General features: G+C 68.2%; 17 protein-coding genes and 2 tRNA genes. 11 read left to right on the forward strand and 8 right to left on the reverse strand.

Annotated elements, in window-relative coordinates; genetic code table 11:
- Position 1: 1 nt before the first annotated feature.
- A complete protein-coding gene (locus AC6CR5_RS26330) occupies positions 2-562 on the reverse strand; it encodes a PIN domain-containing protein (RefSeq protein ID WP_058665856.1) in 561 nt (186 codons plus the stop codon).
- Positions 563-1,119: 557 nt separating this feature from the next.
- Entirely contained in the window at positions 1,120-2,043 is a 924-nt protein-coding gene (locus AC6CR5_RS26335; RefSeq protein ID WP_020924811.1) for a carbon-nitrogen hydrolase family protein, read from the reverse strand.
- A gap of 92 nt (positions 2,044-2,135) precedes the next feature.
- Between AC6CR5_RS26335 and AC6CR5_RS26340 the strand changes: the two genes are divergently transcribed.
- Positions 2,136-3,077 (forward strand): LysR substrate-binding domain-containing protein, encoded by a 942-nt coding sequence (locus AC6CR5_RS26340; RefSeq protein ID WP_020924810.1) that lies wholly within the window; start codon positions 2,136-2,138, stop codon positions 3,075-3,077.
- Here AC6CR5_RS26340 and AC6CR5_RS26345 read toward each other — a convergent pair.
- Positions 3,018-4,004: an AraC family transcriptional regulator gene (locus AC6CR5_RS26345; RefSeq protein WP_045952815.1), complete on the reverse strand. Its 987-nt coding sequence runs from the start codon at positions 4,002-4,004 to the stop codon at positions 3,018-3,020. The genes AC6CR5_RS26340 and AC6CR5_RS26345 overlap by 60 nt on opposite strands.
- A 100-nt stretch (positions 4,005-4,104) precedes the next feature.
- Between AC6CR5_RS26345 and AC6CR5_RS26350 the strand changes: the two genes are divergently transcribed.
- Both AC6CR5_RS26350 and AC6CR5_RS26355 read left to right on the forward strand, forming a co-directional pair.
- Positions 4,105-5,340, forward strand: a complete 1,236-nt coding sequence (locus AC6CR5_RS26350) for an MFS transporter (protein ID WP_047992136.1) — start codon at positions 4,105-4,107, stop codon at positions 5,338-5,340.
- A 108-nt stretch (positions 5,341-5,448) separates the two neighbouring features.
- Positions 5,449-6,690, forward strand: coding sequence for a hypothetical protein (locus tag AC6CR5_RS26355; protein WP_435816288.1), 1,242 nt, complete (start codon positions 5,449-5,451; stop codon positions 6,688-6,690).
- A gap of 162 nt (positions 6,691-6,852) precedes the next feature.
- Here AC6CR5_RS26355 and AC6CR5_RS26360 read toward each other — a convergent pair.
- Positions 6,853-6,940 (reverse strand) — tRNA-Ser (locus tag AC6CR5_RS26360).
- A 121-nt stretch (positions 6,941-7,061) separates the two neighbouring features.
- On the opposite strand from AC6CR5_RS26360, the gene AC6CR5_RS26365 reads away from it, so the two are divergent.
- From AC6CR5_RS26365 to secG, 3 genes are all read left to right on the forward strand, one after another.
- On the forward strand, positions 7,062-8,039 hold the full coding sequence (locus tag AC6CR5_RS26365) for an NAD(P)H-quinone oxidoreductase (RefSeq protein WP_173000853.1): 978 nt from the start codon (positions 7,062-7,064) through the stop codon (positions 8,037-8,039).
- A 128-nt stretch (positions 8,040-8,167) separates the two neighbouring features.
- Positions 8,168-8,914, forward strand: coding sequence for a triose-phosphate isomerase (tpiA, locus tag AC6CR5_RS26370; protein WP_026382285.1), 747 nt, complete (start codon positions 8,168-8,170; stop codon positions 8,912-8,914).
- Positions 8,915-8,935: 21 nt separating this feature from the next.
- Entirely contained in the window at positions 8,936-9,439 is a 504-nt protein-coding gene (gene secG, locus AC6CR5_RS26375; RefSeq protein ID WP_054445344.1) for a preprotein translocase subunit SecG, read from the forward strand.
- Positions 9,440-9,526: 87 nt separating this feature from the next.
- Here the strand turns inward: secG and AC6CR5_RS26380 are convergent, their stop codons facing one another.
- Positions 9,527-9,706 (reverse strand): hypothetical protein, encoded by a 180-nt coding sequence (locus AC6CR5_RS26380; RefSeq protein WP_006389135.1) that lies wholly within the window; start codon positions 9,704-9,706, stop codon positions 9,527-9,529.
- Positions 9,707-10,039: 333 nt separating this feature from the next.
- Here AC6CR5_RS26380 and AC6CR5_RS26385 point away from each other — a divergent pair.
- Together AC6CR5_RS26385 and AC6CR5_RS26390 are read left to right on the forward strand one after the other, a co-directional pair.
- Positions 10,040-10,124 (forward strand) — tRNA-Leu (locus AC6CR5_RS26385).
- 381 nt (positions 10,125-10,505) lie between these two features.
- Positions 10,506-12,620, forward strand: coding sequence for a PhoX family protein (locus AC6CR5_RS26390; RefSeq protein ID WP_498085064.1), 2,115 nt, complete (start codon positions 10,506-10,508; stop codon positions 12,618-12,620).
- 133 nt (positions 12,621-12,753) lie between these two features.
- Here AC6CR5_RS26390 and AC6CR5_RS26395 read toward each other — a convergent pair whose 3' ends face one another.
- Entirely contained in the window at positions 12,754-13,059 is a 306-nt protein-coding gene (locus AC6CR5_RS26395; RefSeq protein ID WP_053074801.1) for a hypothetical protein, read from the reverse strand.
- Positions 13,060-13,378: 319 nt separating this feature from the next.
- On the opposite strand from AC6CR5_RS26395, the gene AC6CR5_RS26400 reads away from it, so the two are divergent.
- The 3 genes from AC6CR5_RS26400 (at position 13,379) to AC6CR5_RS26410 (ending at position 16,595) form a co-directional block, all read left to right on the forward strand.
- The gene (locus AC6CR5_RS26400; protein WP_498085065.1) at positions 13,379-15,019 is read left to right on the forward strand and encodes a methyl-accepting chemotaxis protein; all 1,641 of its coding nucleotides are present in this window, start codon (positions 13,379-13,381) and stop codon (positions 15,017-15,019) included.
- Between the two features lie 140 nt (positions 15,020-15,159).
- On the forward strand, positions 15,160-15,759 hold the full coding sequence (locus AC6CR5_RS26405; RefSeq protein WP_006389142.1) for a nitroreductase family protein: 600 nt from the start codon (positions 15,160-15,162) through the stop codon (positions 15,757-15,759).
- Positions 15,760-15,980: 221 nt separating this feature from the next.
- Entirely contained in the window at positions 15,981-16,595 is a 615-nt protein-coding gene (locus tag AC6CR5_RS26410; protein WP_049054468.1) for a hypothetical protein, read from the forward strand.
- Between the two features lie 15 nt (positions 16,596-16,610).
- On the opposite strand, the gene AC6CR5_RS26415 is transcribed toward AC6CR5_RS26410, so the two are convergent.
- Positions 16,611-17,543: a hypothetical protein gene (locus tag AC6CR5_RS26415; RefSeq protein ID WP_006389144.1), complete on the reverse strand. Its 933-nt coding sequence runs from the start codon at positions 17,541-17,543 to the stop codon at positions 16,611-16,613.
- A 79-nt stretch (positions 17,544-17,622) separates the two neighbouring features.
- On the reverse strand, positions 17,623-18,408 hold the full coding sequence (locus AC6CR5_RS26420; protein WP_026384240.1) for a substrate-binding domain-containing protein: 786 nt from the start codon (positions 18,406-18,408) through the stop codon (positions 17,623-17,625).
- Positions 18,409-18,536 lie beyond the last annotated feature (128 nt).

The raw sequence follows: 18,536 nt of genomic DNA on the forward strand, positions 1-18,536 counted from the left end.
GTCAGGGGCGGCCCAGTTCCGGGTCGCGGCCCACCTGGTTTTTCAGCCGGTACAGCCGCTCGCGATGCAAGGTCGCGGCCAGCGGCTCGGGCTCGCGCCCCAGCGCTACGTAGTCCACCGGAATCTGCGCGATGGCCTCGCGCATGCGGTCGGCGCCGTCCTGCCACCATTGCGCCAGCATGCGGTCGGGGTTGTATACGTCCAGGCCCTGGCGCCGCAGTTCCGAGCGGTTGAAATCCTTCAGGTTCCAAGTCAGCACCTGCACCACCGGCGTCTGCGGCAGGCCGCAGCGGGCGCGGCGCGCCAGGCCGGCGGCGATGACGTGGAAATCCTTGGGGTCGCTGTAGCGCAGCGCCGCCTCGTAGACCTGGGTGTCGTGCTCGATGGCCTGCGGGAAGCGGGCGTTCATCTCGGCCCAGAACTCGGCCATCACCTCGGGCGGGATGTCCCAGATGCGGCAGGCGTTGCGGCGCCATTCCTCGCCGATGCGCTCGGTCCAGACCGGCTGGAACACGCCGGCGTCGGCCAGGCGCAGCAGCAGGCGGCGCAGGATGCCGGACATGAGGACACAGGCGTCCAGGACGATGAAGGGCGGGGCGGCGGGTGTGGCGGTCAAGATCGGGCGGTCCGGGCGCGCAGGCAAGGCAGGCGCGGCGGCGCCTGGCATAGGGGTGGTGCCCGAGACCGGAATCGAACCGGTACGGCCTCGCGGCCGAGGGATTTTCGTACCACTTCGACTTTCGCCGCCGGCGCGTCAAGCGCCGTTCGTGGTCTGGAGCACGCCTTCACCATAGCCTTGCGGCCTTAGGTGCCCGCCGTCTGCTCTCTACACCTTCCCGGTTCTTTCGAAGCGGGCTTGGCTCGGCGTTGGCTCGGACCGGGTCCAGGGCATTCGCCGAGTTTGACGGGCTACACCTCTGGAGTTTCCTCCGGAGGGCTCAAATGGATTCAAGTCCCTTGTGTCTACCAATTTCACCACTCGGGCATCGCCGACCCCGCGGACGGGGCGGCAACGGGATACCGGGTGAGCCGCGCGGGCGCGGCATGGGTATCCAGCGGCCGTGACTATACCACTGGAGCCGCGGGCTTCCCGCCCTGACGGACGCCGGCCGGGTGAAGTCAGGCGGTGAAACGCACGCTCTGGCGCACGCGTTCATCCACGTCCAGGGCGAAAACGTCGGGACGCGCGTAATGGCCGACCACGTCGAAGTCGTAGCGCGCGCGCACCAGGTCCTCGATGTCGATGGTTGCGGTCAGCAGGCCGGTCTGGCCGTGCAGCGGGCCGGCCAGGACGTCGCCCAGCGGGCCGACGATGAGCGAGCCGCCATTGATGAGCGGGCGTTGCGGATCCCAGCCGGGCACGTCCAGGCCCAGTTCGGCGGGCGACGGTTGCACCTGGCAGGCGCTGATGACGAAGCAGCGGCCCTCGTGGGCGATGTGACGCATCGAGCATTGCCAGATGTCGCGTTCGTCGACGGTGGGCGCGCACCAGATCTGCACGCCCTTGGCGTACATGGCGGTGCGCAGCAGCGGCATGTGGTTTTCCCAGCAGATGGCGCCGCCGACGCGGCCCGCGGCGGTTTCCACCACGGGCAGGGTGGAGCCGTCGCCCTGGCCCCAGATCAGGCGTTCGGTGCCGGTGGGCATGAGCTTGCGATGCCTGGCGGCCAGGCCGGCGGCCGGATCGAAGTACAGCGCGGTGCAGTACAGCGTGCTGCCGGCGCGTTCGATGACGCCGATCACCAGGCTGGCGCCGGTGCGTTGCGACAGCGCGGCCAGCGCGTCGGTCTCGGGGCCGGGCACGTCGATGGCGTTCTGGTAATAGCGGGCATAGGCCTGGCGGCCTTCGGGCAAGCGGTAGCCGAGGCGCGTGCCGAATATCTCGCCCTTGGGATAGCCGCCGAGCAGGGCTTCGGGCATGACCACGAGCGCGGCGCCCGAGGCGGTGATCTCGGCCTCGAAGGCCAGGATCCGTTCCAGGGTGGCTTCCTTGCCCTCGGGCGAGGCGCCGATCTGCAGTGCGGCAACGGTCTGGGTGGTCATGCGGGTTCCTTGGCTGGGGCTGGCGGGGTGTCGGGAGCTGCCAGTGTCGGCGCCAGCCTAAAATCGATCAATCCCATTTGACGATAAATGATATGAGCCAGATCGATATCGAGTCGACCGACCTGAACCTGCTCAAGGTGTTCGAGGCGATCTACGACGAGGGCGGCGCGGGCCGCGCGGCGCTGCGGCTGGGGGTGACGCAGTCGGCCGTCAGTGCGTCGCTGGCGCGGCTGCGCACGCTGTATGCGGATCCGCTGTTCGTGCGCACCGGGCGCGGCCTTTCGCCCAGCCTGCGGGCCCGCGAGCTGCGGCCGATCATCGGCGAGGCGCTGGACAAGTGCCGGCAAAGCCTGTCGCTGGCCCGGCCTGGGCCGGCCGGGTTTGCCGGGCGTTCGGTCACGCTGGGGCTGTCGGACGACTTCGAAATCGCGCTGGGGCGCGAGGCCATCGCGGCGCTGGCCGAGGCTGCGCCGGGACTACGTCTGATCTTTCGCCAGACCCACAGCCGCCTGGCCGCCGACATGCTGATGGCGCGCGACGTCGACCTGGTGATCGCGTCCGGTGGACTGACCGCGCCCGCATTGCAGCGCGTGACCGTGGGGCAGGGCGACTATGCCTGCCTGGTTGATCCGGCCAGCCTGGCGCCGGGCCAGGATGCGTTGTCCGTGGAGGATTTCACCGGGCGTGCGCACGTGCTGGTGTCGTCGGGCGGATTCATCGGCGTGGTTGACGAGGTGCTGCACGCGCAGGGATTGACGCGACGGGTGCTGGCCGCGACCACGCACTTTGCGGCGCTGGCGTTCCTGTTGCGTGGCGGCGACGCGCTGGCGACCCTGCCGACCCACGCGGCGCGCGGCCTGGCGGCGGTCTCGGGGCTGCGGCTGCTGCCGTGCCCGGTCGCCATGCCGGGCTACGCCATCGAGATGGGCTGGCGTGCCGATGCCTTGCGCGATGAGGCCGTGGCGGTGGCACGCCTATCCCTGCTGGGCCTGCTGCAGGGCTACGGTTGGGCCGCGGCGCCTGGCGCCCGGTGATTGACCGGTGACGCGTTTATAGGCGCGGCTGAAGGCGGCTTGGGAGGTATAGCCGAGGCGCTCGGCCACGGTGTCGATCGGCAAGCGCTCGTGGGATAGCCATTGGCTGGCCAGGCGCATGCGCAATTCGGTGGCGTAGCGCAGCGGCGGCGTGCCGATGGTGGCCTGGAAGCGTTGCGCGAAGACCGATCGCGAGACATTGCATTGCGCCGCCAGTTCTTCCACGGTCCAATCGCGGCCGGGCTGGCGATGCAGGGCCAGGATGGCGCGCGCCAGCCGCGGGTCGCGCAGGGCGGCCACCAGGCCGGCGGCATCATCGCAACCGCTTTCGATCCAGCCGCGCACGATCATGGCGGCCACCACTTCCGCCAGGCGCGCCAGGATGCCGGCAAAGCCGATGCGTCCGGCGCAGATTTCGCGCTTCATGGCGTCCAGCAGCGCCAGCGCGCCCGGGTAGCGTTCGCTGGCGGCGTCCACCAGCATCAGGCCAGGCATCAAGGGGCCGAGGCCCCGCATGCCGCCCAGGTCGAACGCCATGCAGCCATAGAAGAGCACGGCGCTGGGCGTGTCGTGCGTGCTGGGGCAGGTGTCGACGCCGCTGACCTGCTCGCCCAGCGGCGCCGCGGCCACCTCGTCGATATCGCGCACCGGGGCGCGCGGGTCGGATAGCAAGTGATGGGCGTCGCCCTGGGGAATGAGCACGGCGTTGCCCGCGGACAGCGGATGCAGCGCGCCGTCGGCGCTGCGCAGCACCGCGTTGCCAACCGCCAGGTAGTGGAAGTAGGCGTGGCCGGGGCGGGCGCGGAAACCCAGGCCGACCGGCGCGCCGACCTGGATGCGGCGGTATTGCACGCCGCGCAGGCGCATGCCGGTCAGCAGTTCGCTGATCAGGTCGGACGAAAGCGCAAAGGCATCCGTGGCATTCATTCAGGTGTTTGGATCAAAAACCAAAGATTCTTCATCATAGATCATCCTGGATGCCATCCCTAGACTGGCCGCTGTGATGTTTTCCTGAGGATGTTCTGCGATGAGTCATGGTGTCTGTGAAGCGGTCTGCGATGGCCGCATGTCGCGCGCGGCGGATGCGCCGCCCGCCTGGATGGCGGTGTTTTCGCTGGCGATGGGGGTGTTCGGCTTGCTGACCGCGGAGTACCTGCCGGCCAGCCTGCTGACGCCGATGGCGCTCGACCTGGGCGTCTCCGAGGCGCTGGCCGGGCAGGCGGTGACGGTGACGGCGGTGGTGGCGCTGTTTGCCGGACTGCTGGTGCCGGGTCTGACGCGCGCGCTCGATCGGCGCGTGGTGCTGCTGGCCTTCAGCACCCTGATGGTGGCCTCCAATCTGCTGGTGGCGCTGTCTTCCAGCCTGGCGGTGCTGCTGGCGATGCGTATTTTGCTCGGCGTTGCGCTGGGCGGTTTCTGGAGCATGGCGGCGGCGGTGGCCATGCGCCTGGTGCCGCCCGCCCTGCTGCCGCGCGCGTTGTCGATCATCTTCAGTGGCATTGCCGTGGGGACCGTGGTGGCGGTGCCGCTCGGCAGCTATCTGGGCGGCAGGTATGGCTGGCGCAGCGCCTTCGTCGCCGCCGCCGCGGTCGGCGTGGCGACGCTGGCGTTCCAGTGGCTCACGCTGCCGCGGCTGGCGCCGGGCCGGACCGCGCGGCTGCGCACGGTGCTGGAGGTATTGCTGCGTCCCGGCATCGCCGTCGGCATGCTGGGATGCGTGCTGGTGCACACCGGCCACTTCGCGTTGTTCACCTACATCCGGCCGTTCCTTGAAACCACGACAGGCGTCGGCGCCGACGGACTGGCCTTGATGCTGCTGGGTTTTGGCGTGGCGAATTTCGCCGGCACCCTGCTGGCGGGCTGGTTGCTGGGCCGCAGCGCCCGCGCCACGCTGGTGCTGATGCCTGCGCTGGTGGGGACGGCGGCCCTGGCGCTGGCCTTGCTGCCGGCGTCCGTGACGGGACAGGCGCTGCTGGTGGCGCTATGGGGAATGGCGTTCGGCGGGGTGCCGGTGGCGTGGTCGAACTGGGTGGCCAGCGCGGTGCCCGACCAGGCCGAAAGCGCGGGCGGCATGGTGGTGGCGTCGGTGCAGTCGTCGATCGCGGCGGGCGCGGCGGCCGGTGGCGCGATGTTCAGCGCCAACGGCATTGTCGGCGTGTTCGTGGCGGCCGGCATCCTGATGCTGCTGGCGGCGCTGCTGATCGCATTGCGGGTGCGCATCCACGCGCCCGGACGCGGCCCCGGTCCGGCAGTGCATCTTTGAGACCTGCGCCGCCTGAGGCCGGCGCGGTATGAGGCCGCGCCGGCCGGGCGCGTGAATGCGGCGACGGTATCATGTGCCATCCTCGTCTTGGCAGCCCGCCGTACATCCATGGTCCCTGCATCGACCCCGCTTCTCGACCGCCTGCTTGCCGACGGCGTCATTCGCCCGGACCACCACGCCGCCGCGCGCCAGCGCCTGGGCGAGAGGGGCGCCGAACCGTGGACGTCGCTTGGCGAGGCGTTGTTCTGGCTGGTGGACGAGCACATCGTTTCCGACGAGGACCTGGCGGCCATCGGCGAGCTGTCCGTGACCGAAGCCGCCTTCGCCGGCAACGCCACCCGTCGCCAGGCGCTGGCCGAGATGGACGCGCTGATGCAGCGCAAGCTTGAAGAATACGAACGGCAGGTGCGCCAGGTCGCGCTCAAGCGCGCTTTTCCCGGCCCGCGCTGGGCATGGCTGGGCGGCGGCGTGATCGCGGTGGCCGCGGCGGGCTGGTACCTGTTTGCGCCGGCATCGCCGCCGCAATGCGATGACGCCGATGTGCAGAAGACCCTGCGCGCCAGCATGTTCACCTCGCGCATTCAGCAGATGTCCAGGAACCCGCTGGCCGGGGGCGCGGCACCCGCGGACCTGTACCTGGCGACATTTGCGGACGTGAAGGAGGTCGGCTACATCAAGCCGGAACGTTCGCGCGGTTGCACCGCCACGTTGAAGGTGGGCGAGGCCTCCTCCAGCCTGGCCTACACCATCGGACCCAATGCCAAGGGCGAAATGATGATCGCCGGCGCGGACCCGCGCGTGGTGCGGGTCCGCTACGGCCAGCTCGATGCCAGCGGCAAGCCGCGCGACGTGGGCCAGCCGGCCGGCGCCGTCCGGCTGGCAGCCGCGTTCGAGCAGGGCGTGGCGGCATTCGACCAGACCACCCGGGGCGAAGCGCGCAAGGCGGCGTACGAGCGCCAACGCCAGCGCGTGGGCCTGCCGCCGGAAACCGATACGCGTACGGTCCGCAACGTCCAGCCGCTAGGCGACTGCAAGGAGCTGGGAGGCGGCAAATGGTCGTGCCGCCTGCAGGCCGAATATCGCGACCGGCTGCTGTCGGCCATCGGCCGCGCCGACTGGCAGGTGCTCGAAGGCGATTTCGATTTCGTGCGCGACGGCGATGCCTGGCGCGTGGGCGAAACGTTCACGCGCCAGTACATGGATGCGATCGTGCGCGGCCGGGTGGCCGAATTGAAGGGCGACGAGGCGGCGGCGCAACTGGAGCAGATCCAGCGCCAGCGGCCGGAGGCCGCCGCGCCAACGCCCGATGCAGCCCCCCCCCGCGGCGCGTGGCCGCGAGCATCGCGGTGATGGTGCCGTGATCAACAAATGACGGGAGCCGTGCCACAAGGCGCGACGCGGTCCGCCGCTGACCGGCCTCCGCGCCCAGCACAAGCGAAGGCGAGCGCGATCCTGCCGGCTGATAGGCCTGGGCGCATGATGGCGCGAAAAAGGGAGGAAAGGGCGGATTCCTGGCGGAAGCGGTGAGATTCGAACTCACGAACGGTTGCCCGTTGCCGGTTTTCAAGACCGGTGCAATCGACCACTCTGCCACGCTTCCTGGTGCCGCACTGTACTGCGGGGGCGGCAATCCGGCCGCCAGGCAAACACTCTACCTGACGAAAACGCGACTTGCCGTAAAGGGCGCAATAATAATCCATTTGCCGCGAAGGAGGCACGCGATGCACTGTGTAGAAATCTCACGCCCGGGCGGCCCCGAGGTCCTGGTTCCCGCCGAACGTCCCACGCCTGAAGCCGGCAAGGGTGAAGTGCTGATCAAGGTCAGCGCCGCGGGCGTCAACCGTCCGGATGTGTTCCAGCGCAAGGGCAACTACGCGCCGCCACCCGGGGCGTCCGACCTGCCGGGCCTGGAAGTGGCCGGTGAAATCGTCGGCGGCGACCTGGCCGGCAGCGGCTTCGCGCTGGGCGACAAGGTGTGCGCCCTGGTCGCTGGCGGCGGCTATGCCGAATACTGCGTCGCGCCCGCGGCCCAGTGCCTGCCGATTCCCAAGGGCCTGTCCGATATCGAAGCGGCCGGCCTGCCGGAAACCTATTTCACCGTCTGGAGCAACGTGTTCGACCGCGGCCGCCTGGCCGACGGCGAGATCCTGCTGGTGCACGGCGGCGCCAGCGGCATCGGCACCACGGCCATCCAGCTGGCCCGCGCCATGGGCAACCCGGTCTACGCCACCGTCGGCAGCGATGGCCGCGCTCGCGCGGTCGAGGCGCTGGGCGCCGCGCGCGGCATCAATTACAAGACGCAGGACTTCGTCAAGGAAGTGAAGGACGCCACCGGCGGCCGCGGCGTCGACGTGATCCTGGACATGGTGGCCGGCGACTACATCGCCCGCGACATGCAATGCCTGGCCGACGACGGCCGCATCGTCATCATTGCCCAGCTGGGCGGCGCGCAGGCCAATGTCGATACCAGCCAGGTCATGCGCCGCCGCCTGACCATCACCGGCTCGACCCTGCGTCCGCGCCCGGTGGACTTCAAGGGCGCCATCGCCCGGGCGCTGCGCGAGCGCGCCTGGCCGCTGCTGGAGCAGGGCGCCATCAAGCCGATCGTGCACGCCACCTTCCCGCTGGCCCAGGCCGCCCAGGCCCACGCCATGATGGAAAGCGGCGAGAACATCGGCAAAATCATCCTGACCGTGTAAGAAACGCGCGGCGTTCGGCGCGGCGCCGCGCAACAGGATACAATCACGGGTTTCGCCTGGAATTATTTCCAGGCCAGCCCGTGGGCGGGTGTTTTTCCCCCGGGTTCACCCACTCTGACATTTGCGCCATGACTTCAGTCGAACACCGCGCCCGCCTCGTGCTGGGCAACTGGAAGATGCACGGCAACCTGGCCGAGAATGCCGCGTTGCTGACCGAACTGCGCGCCGCGGATGCCGCCAGCCATTGCGAAATCGGCGTCTGCGTGCCGTTTCCGTACCTGGCGCAGGCCGCCTCGGCCCTGACCGGCAGCGCCGTGTCCTGGGGCGCGCAGGACGTCAGCGCCCACGACAAGGGCGCCTACACGGGCGAAGTCGCGGGCGCCATGCTCAAGGAATTCGGCTGCCGCTATGCGTTGGCCGGCCACTCCGAGCGCCGCGTGCTGCACGGTGAAACCGACCAGATGGTCGCCGACAAGGCTCGCGCCGCGCTGGCTGCCGGCCTGACCCCGGTGGTGTGCGTGGGCGAGTCGCTGGCCGATCGCGAAGCCGGCAACACGCTGGCCGTGATCGAACGCCAGCTCAAGCCGGTGCTGGCGCTGGGCGCCGAGGCCGTCTCGCGCATGGTGCTGGCCTACGAACCCGTGTGGGCCATCGGCACCGGCCGCACCGCCAGCCCCGAGCAGGCCCAGGAAGTCCACGGCGCCATCCGCGCCGCTCTGGCCGCGCTGGGCGCGGCCCAGGTGCAGGTTTTGTACGGCGGCAGCGTCAAGGCTGCCAATGCCGCCAGTTTGTTCGCCATGACTGATATCGACGGAGCCCTGGTCGGCGGCGCGTCGCTCGTGGCCGAAGAATTTTTGCGAATCGCCGCCATCTAAGTTTCCGTTCCGGAGTCTGTAATGCCCTTGATGCTCAAACTTCTGCTGGCCGTCCAAGTGATCTCGGCGCTGGCTATCATCGTGCTGGTCCTGCTGCAGCAGGGCAAAGGCGCCGACATGGGGTCCGCTTTCGGCAGCGGCTCGTCGGGCAGCCTGTTCGGCGCCACTGGCGCGGCCAACTTCCTGTCGCGCGCCACCAAGTGGGCCGCGGTGGTCTTCTTCGCGTCCACCGCCGGCCTGGCCTACGTCAGCCACAAGGGCACGAGCGGCCCGGCCGTCGATTCCGGCGTGATGCAGAACTTCCCGGCCGACCGTTCGGTGCCGCAGGTGCCGGGCGCCGCGCCGGCCCAGCCGGGCGCGGGTGCCTCGTCGGTGCCGGGCGCTTCGTCCGTCCCTGGCGCCGGTTCGTCGGTGCCTGGCGCCGGCTCGGCTCCTGCTCCGGCCCCGGCTTCCAAGCCGGACGCTTCGGTGCCGTCGGCGCCGGCCGCCGCGGGCGACAAGCCGGCCGAGACGCCTGCCAAGTAAGCGTCCCGCCACAATGAGAAAGGCCGGCGATAGCCGGCCTTTTTTCATGGCGGCGCCGCAATGGCGCCCTTTGCGGGAAAGGCGTGTTCAGGCGCCCGGCAGCATGTGGCGCGCCGACACCGCGAGGATGCGTTCGGCGGATTCGCGCAACTGGCGCGCTTCGCGGTAGGCCCGCAGGGACACGACGGCGTCGTAACGGCGCGAGCTGCGCGGGCCGGCGAGCAGCGTGGGGCGACGGGCCAGGATGGGGGATATCAGACGTTGCATGGTGGAACCTTTTCTACGGGCCTGAGGCCCTGTTGTGTATGGCTGGCATCGTAAGCCGGCCAGGCATGCGCGCCAACGAATTCCCTTTTATATGAATATCCGGAGGAAATTCCCCGGGAACATCCCGGGTGTGCGCATGAGGATGCCAGTATTGCCCGGCGACATGACAGATTGATGCCATGGCCTGTCGCGCTTGTAAGGGCTTGTTGCCCGGGCGGGGCTCGCCGGGCGGCTGGGTCTGGAGCGACACGGCGGGCGGATGCACGCGAATCGTCAATTACGTGATAGAATGTTCGACTTTCCAGGAAGCCACGGCTTTTCTGGATGAAGTTAGCCGACGTGGTGAAATTGGTAGACACGCTATCTTGAGGGGGTAGTGGCGAAAGCTGTGCGAGTTCGAGTCTCGCCGTCGGCACCAAGAATTTGTCCCAGCTTTTCCCTGGGCGCACGTAAAAACCCGCATCTCTCCTGGAGGATGCGGGTTTTTTGTTGCCTCAGTCGTTAATCGTTGGCCGCGGGGCCAGCCATCGACGATCAGCTGACGGAGCGCCAATGCATCAGGCTCCTTATCCTGGCGTTGAACGCGATATCTTGGCTTTTCGCCAATGAAGCTCTTGGCGAGCATCGGGACGACCGATTCGCATGGGCCGCCGCCTGGGCCGGATCCGTTGGATGGCAGTGGAGTTTTCTCCAACCTTTCATTTTGCTGTTATCGCTACGTCATGTTTGGGAACGATCATGCCGTGAGGCTGGCCCGCGGGTGCGCCAGCCAAGAACACCGACAATGACAGGAAAACTGATGAGTTCTTCGGACCAGGACGACATCCCGTCCAACCCCTCCCAGGCAGTGCATTTCAACGAAGTGGTGCGCCGCGCGGTGTCGCGTCGGGGCTTTCTCAAGGCCGGCCTGGGCGCCGGCGCGGTCGGCTTCATGGGCGCGGGCCTGACAGCCTGTGGCGGCGATGACGACGATGACGATTCGTCGGGCAGCAATCCGGGCACCGACCCGGGCACCAACCCGGGCGGCGAGACGCCGGCCAAGCCCGTGGAACTCAATTTCAAGGCCGTGCCGATCAGCACCGCCGATACCGTGGTGGTCCCCGAGGGCTACCAGTTCGCCGTGATCAACCGCTGGGGCGATCCGCTCTTTGTCGGTGCGCCGGCCTTCAAGGCCGACGCCAGCAACGGCGGCGACGACCAGGCCCGCCAGCTCGGGTACAACCACGACGGCATGCATTTCTTCCCGATCGATGGCACCGACAGCGTCAACGGCAGCAGCGTGGAAGGCCTGATGGTCACCAACCACGAATACACCACGCCGGACTACTTCTATCCGGTGGGCGTACAGCCGGGCAACGCGCAATGGAACCTGGACTGGGTGCGCAAGTCGCAGCACGCCCATGGCGTGTCGGTGCGCCATATGCGCCTGGCAAACGGCAAGTGGGAACCGGTGCTGGATTCGCCCTTCAACCGCAGCGTCAACGCCAACGTCGCGATGCAACTGGTGGGGCCGGCGGCGGGCAACCGCCTGGTGCGCACCAACGCCGATCCGACGGGCACGCGCTGCTTCGGCACCTTCGGCAACTGTGGCAACGGCTACACGTTGTGGAACACCTACCTGACGTGCGAAGAGAACTTCACCGACTACTTCGGCGTCGGCACTGCCGACCCGACCACGGTGAACTATCCCGATGCCGAATACCAGAAGCACATGGAACGCTACAAGGGTTCGGGCAAGACCTCCAGCAGCTCGTACCGCTGGGACCACTACGACAACCGCTTCAACTGGGCGCAGGAGCCCAATGAATACAACCGCTGCGGCTGGGTGGTCGAGATCGACCCGTTCGACCCCAACTCCACGCCCAAGAAGCTGACCGCGCTGGGCCGCTTCAAGCACGAGAACGCCGCGATGACGCTGGCCGACGACAAGCGCGTGGTGGTCTACATGGGCGACGACCAGGTCAGCGAGTACATCTACAAGTTCGTGTCCGACGGCAAGTACGACCCGGCCCGCCCGGCGCTGAACCGCCTGCTGCTGGACAAGGGCACGCTGTACGTCGCGCGCTTCCTGGACGGCGCCGCACAGGGCGACGCGATGGGCGTGGGCGAATGGATTGCGCTCAAGCTCGATACCCCGGCGCTGGCCGGCGGCACGCTCGGCGCCCTGTTCAACCAGGACATGGGCGAACTGCTGGTCAAGACGCGCCAGGCCGCCGACGCGGTGGGCGCCACGCCAATGGACCGGCCCGAGTGGATCACCACCCATCCGACCACCCGCGAAGCCTACGTCACGCTGACCAACAACAGCTCGCGCGGCACCGGCGGCACCCGCTATCCGAACGGCCCGCAGCATCCGGGCGCCGACGACGCCAACCCCCGTACCGCCAACCAGTACGGCCAGATCGTGCGTTGGCGCGAGAAGAACGGCGATCCGGCGTCGCTGACTTTCGAATGGGACATCTTCGTGCTGGCGGGCAACCCGACGCTGTACCCGCGCACCGACCTGCGCAGTGGCTCGGCCAACGTCACCACGGACAACACTTTCAACAGCCCCGACGGCCTGGCCTTCGACAAGCGCGGCCTGCTGTGGATCGAGACTGACGGCAACTACTCCAACACCGGCCCCTACGCCGGGCAGGGCAACAACCAGATGCTGGTCGCCAATCCGGCCACCAAGGAAATCCGCCGCTTCATGACCGGCCCGATCGGTTGCGAAGTGACCGGCCTGACCTGGACGCCCGACCAGAAGTACCTGTTCATCAACATCCAGCACCCGGGCGAAGGCCCGAGCGTGACGGATGCGCAGAACAATCCCCTCATGGCCTCCAAGTGGCCCGACGACGCCACTGCCAGCCGGCCGCGCCCGGCTACGGTGGTGATCTGGAAGCAGGACGGTACCGCCGTCGGCACCTGACGACGATGCTGCCGATGGTCGCGGACCTGGCGTCCGCCGCCATGGCAAAGCGATCGTGACTGGCCGGCACCTCGCGTGCCGGCCTTTTTTTTTGCGGCTCGGATCCGCGCCCGAGCCTGAAGTAATGCGTTCCTTAGTGCAGGTGGTGGCCGAAGGCGATGGCCGCCGTCACGAATGTCGCGGCGCCGATGCCGGCCAGTGCGTAGGCCCGCCTGGCCGCCGTGGCCTCGTTACGGCCGAAAGCCACCAGTAGTGCGACCAAGGACCACACGCCGCTGAAGCCGAGCAGGGCGAGCGTGTAGACGAACCCGGACAGGTCGTAGCCGCCGCCGCCGATGGACGGGTATTGCGGGCTGCGCGGCCACAGCAGTGCCACAAGCGGCATGGCGACCAGCGCGAACACGGCCAGCCAGATCTGGAATCGGCGGTCTTTCAGCATGGGCGGGGCTCCAGCGTTGGCGACCAGGCTCGGCGCTCTGGCCATCGTCATGTGGCGATCAGGGGAACGACGTAAGCGGATGAGAAAGATGCCGCCTAGTTTACCGATCGCGCATCGCGGCCGGGACCGCGACCGGATCCGGGCTCTCGGTATGTCCTGGGCACGTCGATGCAGCGCGAAACCCCCGCGCGGAACGGGGCGAAAAGGCTGTATTCGTAACGATAGTTATATATAATTAAAAAACTATATTTGATAGTTTTATTAAATTAAGTCGATAGGCACCGTCCGGCTCATCCGGCGGGTGGCCGCAGGAGGTTTCATGCAGGATTCCCATTCCCCTTCGCGCGGGGTGCGCAGCACGGGCGGTTCCATCATGCTCGGCTTCACCGTCGTTCTCTGCCTGATGGTGCTGTTGACGGTGGTCGGCATCACCCAGGTCAACCGGATGAATGGCGCGCTCGCCGCCATCAACGATGTCCACGGCGTCAAGCAGCGTTATGCCATCACCTTCCGGGGCAGCGTGCATGACCGCTCCATCGCCTTGCGGGACGCCGTGCTGGCCGCTCCCGCCGAACTGCGGACGCTGGTGGCCGAGATCGACCGCCTCAAGCGCCAATACGACGAGGCAGCGGCGCCCATGGACGCGCTGTTCGCGCAGGGCGCCGACGTGTCGGCCCAGGAACGCGAGACGCTGGCGGGCATCAAGGCGATCGAGACGCGCACGCTGCCCGTGGTGCAGCGCCTGTTGACGGCGCTGGAGCGGGGCGACGCCGCGCAGGCGCGGCCGCTGCTGGATCAGGCGCGGCCCCTGTTCGTGCAGTGGCTGGCGGCGATCAACCGCATGATCGACCTGGAGGAACGCCTGATGAAGGACCAGAGCGATATGGCGCGGCGCGTGGGCGTCGATTTCCAGCAATTGATGCTGGCGCTGACCGGCGCCGCGATCCTGCTGGGCGCCGGCCTGGCCTGGTTGATCGCGCGCCGCATCACGCGCGCCCTGGGGGCGGAACCGGCGACGCTCAAGCGTATCGCGCAAACCGTCAGCGCCGGTGACCTGGCCAGCCCGATCGCGGTCAGGCAGGGCGACGCCAGCAGCATCCTTGCCACCCTGGCCGGCATGCAGCGCAACCTGGCTTCGGTGGTGGGCGGGGTGCGCCAGCACGCCGACGCCGTATCGGTGGTCAGCGTGCAGTTGGCGCAGGGCAATGCCGACCTGTCGGCGCGTACCAGCGACGAGGCGCGCGCGCTGCGCCAGACGGCCGAATCCATGGAGGAACTGACCGGCGCGGTCAAGCGTAATGCCCATGCTGCCCAGGAGGCTGGCGACATGGCCGGCCAGGCGATGGACGCGGCGCGGCAGGGCAGCCAGACCATGCACGCCGTGATCGACACGATGGAACACCTGTCCAGGGCGTCGGCGCAGATCTCCGACATCACCTCGGTGATCGAGGGCATCGCCTTCCAGACCAATATCCTGGCGTTGAACGCGGCGGTCGAGGCGGCGCGCGCGGGCGAGCAGGGCAAGGGCTTCGCGGTGGTCGCCAGCGAAGTGCGCTCGCTGGCGCAGCGGTCGGCCACGGCGGCCAAGGAAATCAATGCCTTGATCTCGCAGTCGGCCGACACGGTGCGCCAGGGCGTGGACCGCGTCGGCGCCGCCGGCCAGACCATGGACCTGATCCTAGAAGCGATCACCCAGACCACGGCCACCATGAATGGCATCGTGCAGGCGTCGGTGGCGCAGACCGGCCGCATCGAGCAGGTGGCGCAGGTCATCGCGCAACTGGACGAGGATACCCAGAAGAACGCGCGCCGGGTCGAGGAGGCGTCGGCCGGCGCCGAGGCCTTGCGGGTGCAGGCGGCCGACTTGCGGCAGGCCGTCGCGGCGTTCCGGGTGGGGGCGGGCGGTGCCTTGCAGGCGCGAGCCACGCCCGTGGGCAATGCGCGATTGCTGCCGGCGTGAGACCGGGCGGCATTCGCTACAAAACTGGAACAGTTTGTTCCGGCAAAAACCGCGCTTGAACGGTGGTCGCCCGCGGCACCGGCCAGTAGAATTTGTTCACTCCCTACCCCTCTATCTACCAGTCGAAAGGCAATATCCTCATGAGCAACGCATACCTCGACGCACTGAAGAAGCGCCGCACGCAGTATTCGCTGGGCCGCAACCTGTCCGCCTCGAAAGAGGAACTGGCGACCCTGATCCAGGACGCGATCAAGCACAGCCCCTCGTCGTTCAACTCGCAAAGCTCGCGCGCCGTGATCCTGTTCGGCGCCGAAAGCGACAAGCTCTGGAACCTGGCCATCGAGGAAGTGCGCAAGGTCGCTCCGGCCGAAAGCTTCGCCCAGACCGAAGCCAAGCTCAAGAGCTTCGCCGCCGGCGTCGGCACCGTGCTGTTCTTTGAAGACCAGGACGTGGTGCGCAGCCTGCAGGAAAAATTCGCGCTGTACGCCGACAACTTCCCGGTGTGGTCGGAACAGGCGGGCGGCATGGCCCAGCTGTCGGTCTGGACCGCGCTGGCCAATGCCGGCGTGGGCGCCAGCCTGCAGCACTACAACCCGCTCATCGACGCCGGCGTGGCGCGTGAATGGAATGTGCCCGCCAGCTGGAAGCTGCGCGCGCAGATGCCGTTCGGCTCGAACGAAAACGGCTTTGGCGAAAAGGCCTTCATGGACGACGCCGAGCGCTTCCGCGTGGTCGGCTGAACCGGCGCGCGCCTGGCGCGCCGCGCCGGGCCGCCCCTCTCGAAACCCGCACGTCCCGATTCCGGGACCTGCGGGTTTTTCTTTGGCTGAACCCTGGCCGGCGACAGCGGGCGGCCAGACCCTGGGACGCCGCGTGTGCGGCCATCGGCAGCGGGACGCGCTGCGCGTGCAGGCATAATCCGGGGTTTTCCGCCCGCATATAGAAAGAGAAAGGCCCCGCCGTGACCGACGCCGTACCGATCAGCCAAGCCGACTACGACCTGCCCCTGGAAACGCTGGAGGCCCATCTGCTGGCGCAGCGCCAGCGCGCCGCCGACGTGGTCAACGCCGCCACGCGCACCTGGACCTGGATACGGCATGGTGCCTTCCTGGCTTCCATCGTCATCGTCGGCATCGAGAAGCTGACCACCGGCAAGGTGGGCGCGCACACGGCGGTCTTCGCCAGCGTGATGCTGCTGATGGCCTTGAGCTTCATCGCCGCTGCCAAGACGCGGCGCATCATCAAGGGCCTGGGCAACGGCCAGCCCACGCCCAAGTGGGTGCTCAGGCGCATGATCCGCAAGACCATCTTCAAGGGCGCCGCCAGCCTGAAGGGATCGGCGCGTTTCTACGCGGACCGCTTCGTGCTGGACCAGAACGGCAGCCATTTCGAATCCGGCTATGAAGACGACAAGATCTCGTTGATCGCGCTGACGCCGGATTATCTGCAGATCATTCCGGTGCAGCGTCCGGATGTGGCGGATGAGGTGTATTTCATTCCGCTGGCGCAGGTCAGCCAGCCCGAGGAACTGTTGAAATTCCTGGGCGGCAAACCGAATTACGTGGATGCGGCCTGAACGGCGGCGCGGGACCTATTCGTACGCCTGCTTGCCCGCCGACCACTTGAACGTGCGCTTCCACTTGCCGCCCTGCTGGCGCAGCTGGATGTCGAAGTAGCCGCCGGTCTTGCCCGGCAGCACCAGCAGCGAATTGCTGGCGTCGGATTCATCGTGTTCGCGCGTGCCATCGGGGTTCCAGTCGCCCGCGATGCTCTTGACGAACGACATGGGCCGGGCGAACACCACCTTCAGGGTCGCGCCGTCGATGCGGAACAGGTACAGGGCCTCGAAATCGGCGCCGCCGCCCGCATAACCCTCGCTCCAGCCCGCGCGCAGGCCGAAGGCGGTGGTGTCGGGGGCGATCCTGTAGGCGGCCAGATCGAAGCGCTTCCAGCTGTCGGGCGTGGACAGCATGGGCGCGCCGGCATCCTGCATGGCCAGGTCCATGGGCGGGTCGATGTCGGTGTCGCTCCAGTCGGTCGGTTCCGTCACCGGGGCCTCGGTGCGCGCCACCAGGCGCGGCGCGGCGCCGGGCGTCGATTCGAACACGCCGACCCATATCTCGTTCCTGTCCTGGTCGCGCGACAGGTTGGCGCAGTCGCCGCCGCCGAACTGCTTGAGGCGCTCGGCCCGTTCGGCGCTGGCCGCCAGGCACACCAGCGCCACGTAGGATCCGGGGCGCTGCGGCCAGGCCTTGGCGCCCGCCAGCAGCAGGCGCGCGGGATTCTGGCCGGGCGCCAGTTGCTGCAACAGGAAGGCATTGCTGAAGCCCGCCGGCAGTTGCACGCCCAGGCCGTCGGGTCGGGGCGCGCCGCTCATCTGGCTGTCGTACATCTTGCGGGCGTCCTGGGTCTTGATGGCGCCCGGCACCTGGTCCAGGGATTGCACCCGGGTGTCGGCGCGCGTCATCGGGGCGTGCAGGGCAAGGGCCAGCGGGCAGAGCAGCAGGGCGGCGCGGATACGCATCGGCGTGACCCGGCGGCGGCCGGGCGGTCATGGAGTTGCCCGATTATCGCCGAATGCCGCTGACGCGCAGCCGTCGGCGTCAGTCCGTTTTCCAGCCCCACTTCTTGAAGATCGCGCGGCCCTCGGCGGACGCGAGGAATTCGACGAAGGCCTGCGCTTGCGGATTGGCCTTGCCGTGGCGCGTAACCACCGCGCCAGCGTCGCGGTAGATGCGGTAGGGCTCTTCCACCGCCACCACGTCGGCCAGCGTCGGATTGGACACCTGCCAGATGTTCCAGATCAGCCACGCGTCGATGCTCTTGTCCTCGGTCCACTGGCTGCGCGCCTGGGCGCTGTTGCCGGCTTCGGGCAGCACCAGGTTGGCGCGGAAGGCGCGCACCGTCTCGATGTCGCCGAGGCGGCCGGCCACGTCTTCCCACAGTCCGGTCTGGCCCGCGCCGGAGACGGCCATGACCTTGATGCCCGGCTTGAGCAGGTCCTTGAAGCCCTGGATGCCCTTGGGGTTGCCCGGCCGCACCAGGATCGCGGATGGCCTCAGGTACAGCGTGCGCGCATCGCGCAGGTCGAACACGCCCGGCAGCGTGGCGGCGAAGCCGCTCATCATGTTCTCGGCGCCGCTGAACAGCACGTCAGCATTCTGCCGGGCCTGTTCGGCCCAGGCCGGCGTGGGGCCGGCGGTGACCTTGACCTCGATGCCGCGCTGCTTGCCGAACGCCTCGGCCGCTTCCTTCATGGCCGGGGCGGGGCCGCCCGGGCCATAGACGTTCAGGTCCTGCGCGGCCCAGGCGGCGGGGCCGGACACGGCGGCCAGCGCCAGCAGGGCGCCGGCCAGTGTCTGTTGCAATGTCGATCGATTCGATTTCATGTCGGGGATTCTCCGGCGGGCCGGCCAGCGCGCCGAGGCGCTTGGCCGGTGGGTTGGGATACGAGGCGCGGCGCCGTCGCGGCGTGGGTCCCTCCTGTTGTGGACGTTGGGGCGGACGCGAATATTCC

This window comes from Achromobacter sp. EG18, from assembly GCF_059759395.1.

Coding starts and splice junctions, on each gene's coding strand:
- AC6CR5_RS26340 (WP_020924810.1), top strand. CDS start 2,136: ATGAGCCAGATCGATATCGAGTCGACCGACCTGAACCTGCTCAAGGTG.
- AC6CR5_RS26350 (WP_047992136.1), top strand. CDS start 4,105: ATGAGTCATGGTGTCTGTGAAGCGGTCTGCGATGGCCGCATGTCGCGC.
- AC6CR5_RS26355 (WP_435816288.1), top strand. CDS start 5,449: ATGGTCCCTGCATCGACCCCGCTTCTCGACCGCCTGCTTGCCGACGGC.
- AC6CR5_RS26365 (WP_173000853.1), top strand. CDS start 7,062: ATGCACTGTGTAGAAATCTCACGCCCGGGCGGCCCCGAGGTCCTGGTT.
- AC6CR5_RS26330 (WP_058665856.1), bottom strand. CDS start 562: ATGTCCGGCATCCTGCGCCGCCTGCTGCTGCGCCTGGCCGACGCCGGC.
- secG (WP_054445344.1), top strand. CDS start 8,936: ATGCCCTTGATGCTCAAACTTCTGCTGGCCGTCCAAGTGATCTCGGCG.
- AC6CR5_RS26380 (WP_006389135.1), bottom strand. CDS start 9,706: ATGCAACGTCTGATATCCCCCATCCTGGCCCGTCGCCCCACGCTGCTC.
- AC6CR5_RS26400 (WP_498085065.1), top strand. CDS start 13,379: ATGCAGGATTCCCATTCCCCTTCGCGCGGGGTGCGCAGCACGGGCGGT.
- tpiA (WP_026382285.1), top strand. CDS start 8,168: ATGACTTCAGTCGAACACCGCGCCCGCCTCGTGCTGGGCAACTGGAAG.
- AC6CR5_RS26395 (WP_053074801.1), bottom strand. CDS start 13,059: ATGCTGAAAGACCGCCGATTCCAGATCTGGCTGGCCGTGTTCGCGCTG.
- AC6CR5_RS26415 (WP_006389144.1), bottom strand. CDS start 17,543: ATGCGTATCCGCGCCGCCCTGCTGCTCTGCCCGCTGGCCCTTGCCCTG.
- AC6CR5_RS26345 (WP_045952815.1), bottom strand. CDS start 4,004: ATGAATGCCACGGATGCCTTTGCGCTTTCGTCCGACCTGATCAGCGAA.
- AC6CR5_RS26405 (WP_006389142.1), top strand. CDS start 15,160: ATGAGCAACGCATACCTCGACGCACTGAAGAAGCGCCGCACGCAGTAT.
- AC6CR5_RS26420 (WP_026384240.1), bottom strand. CDS start 18,408: ATGAAATCGAATCGATCGACATTGCAACAGACACTGGCCGGCGCCCTG.
- AC6CR5_RS26335 (WP_020924811.1), bottom strand. CDS start 2,043: ATGACCACCCAGACCGTTGCCGCACTGCAGATCGGCGCCTCGCCCGAG.
- AC6CR5_RS26390 (WP_498085064.1), top strand. CDS start 10,506: ATGAGTTCTTCGGACCAGGACGACATCCCGTCCAACCCCTCCCAGGCA.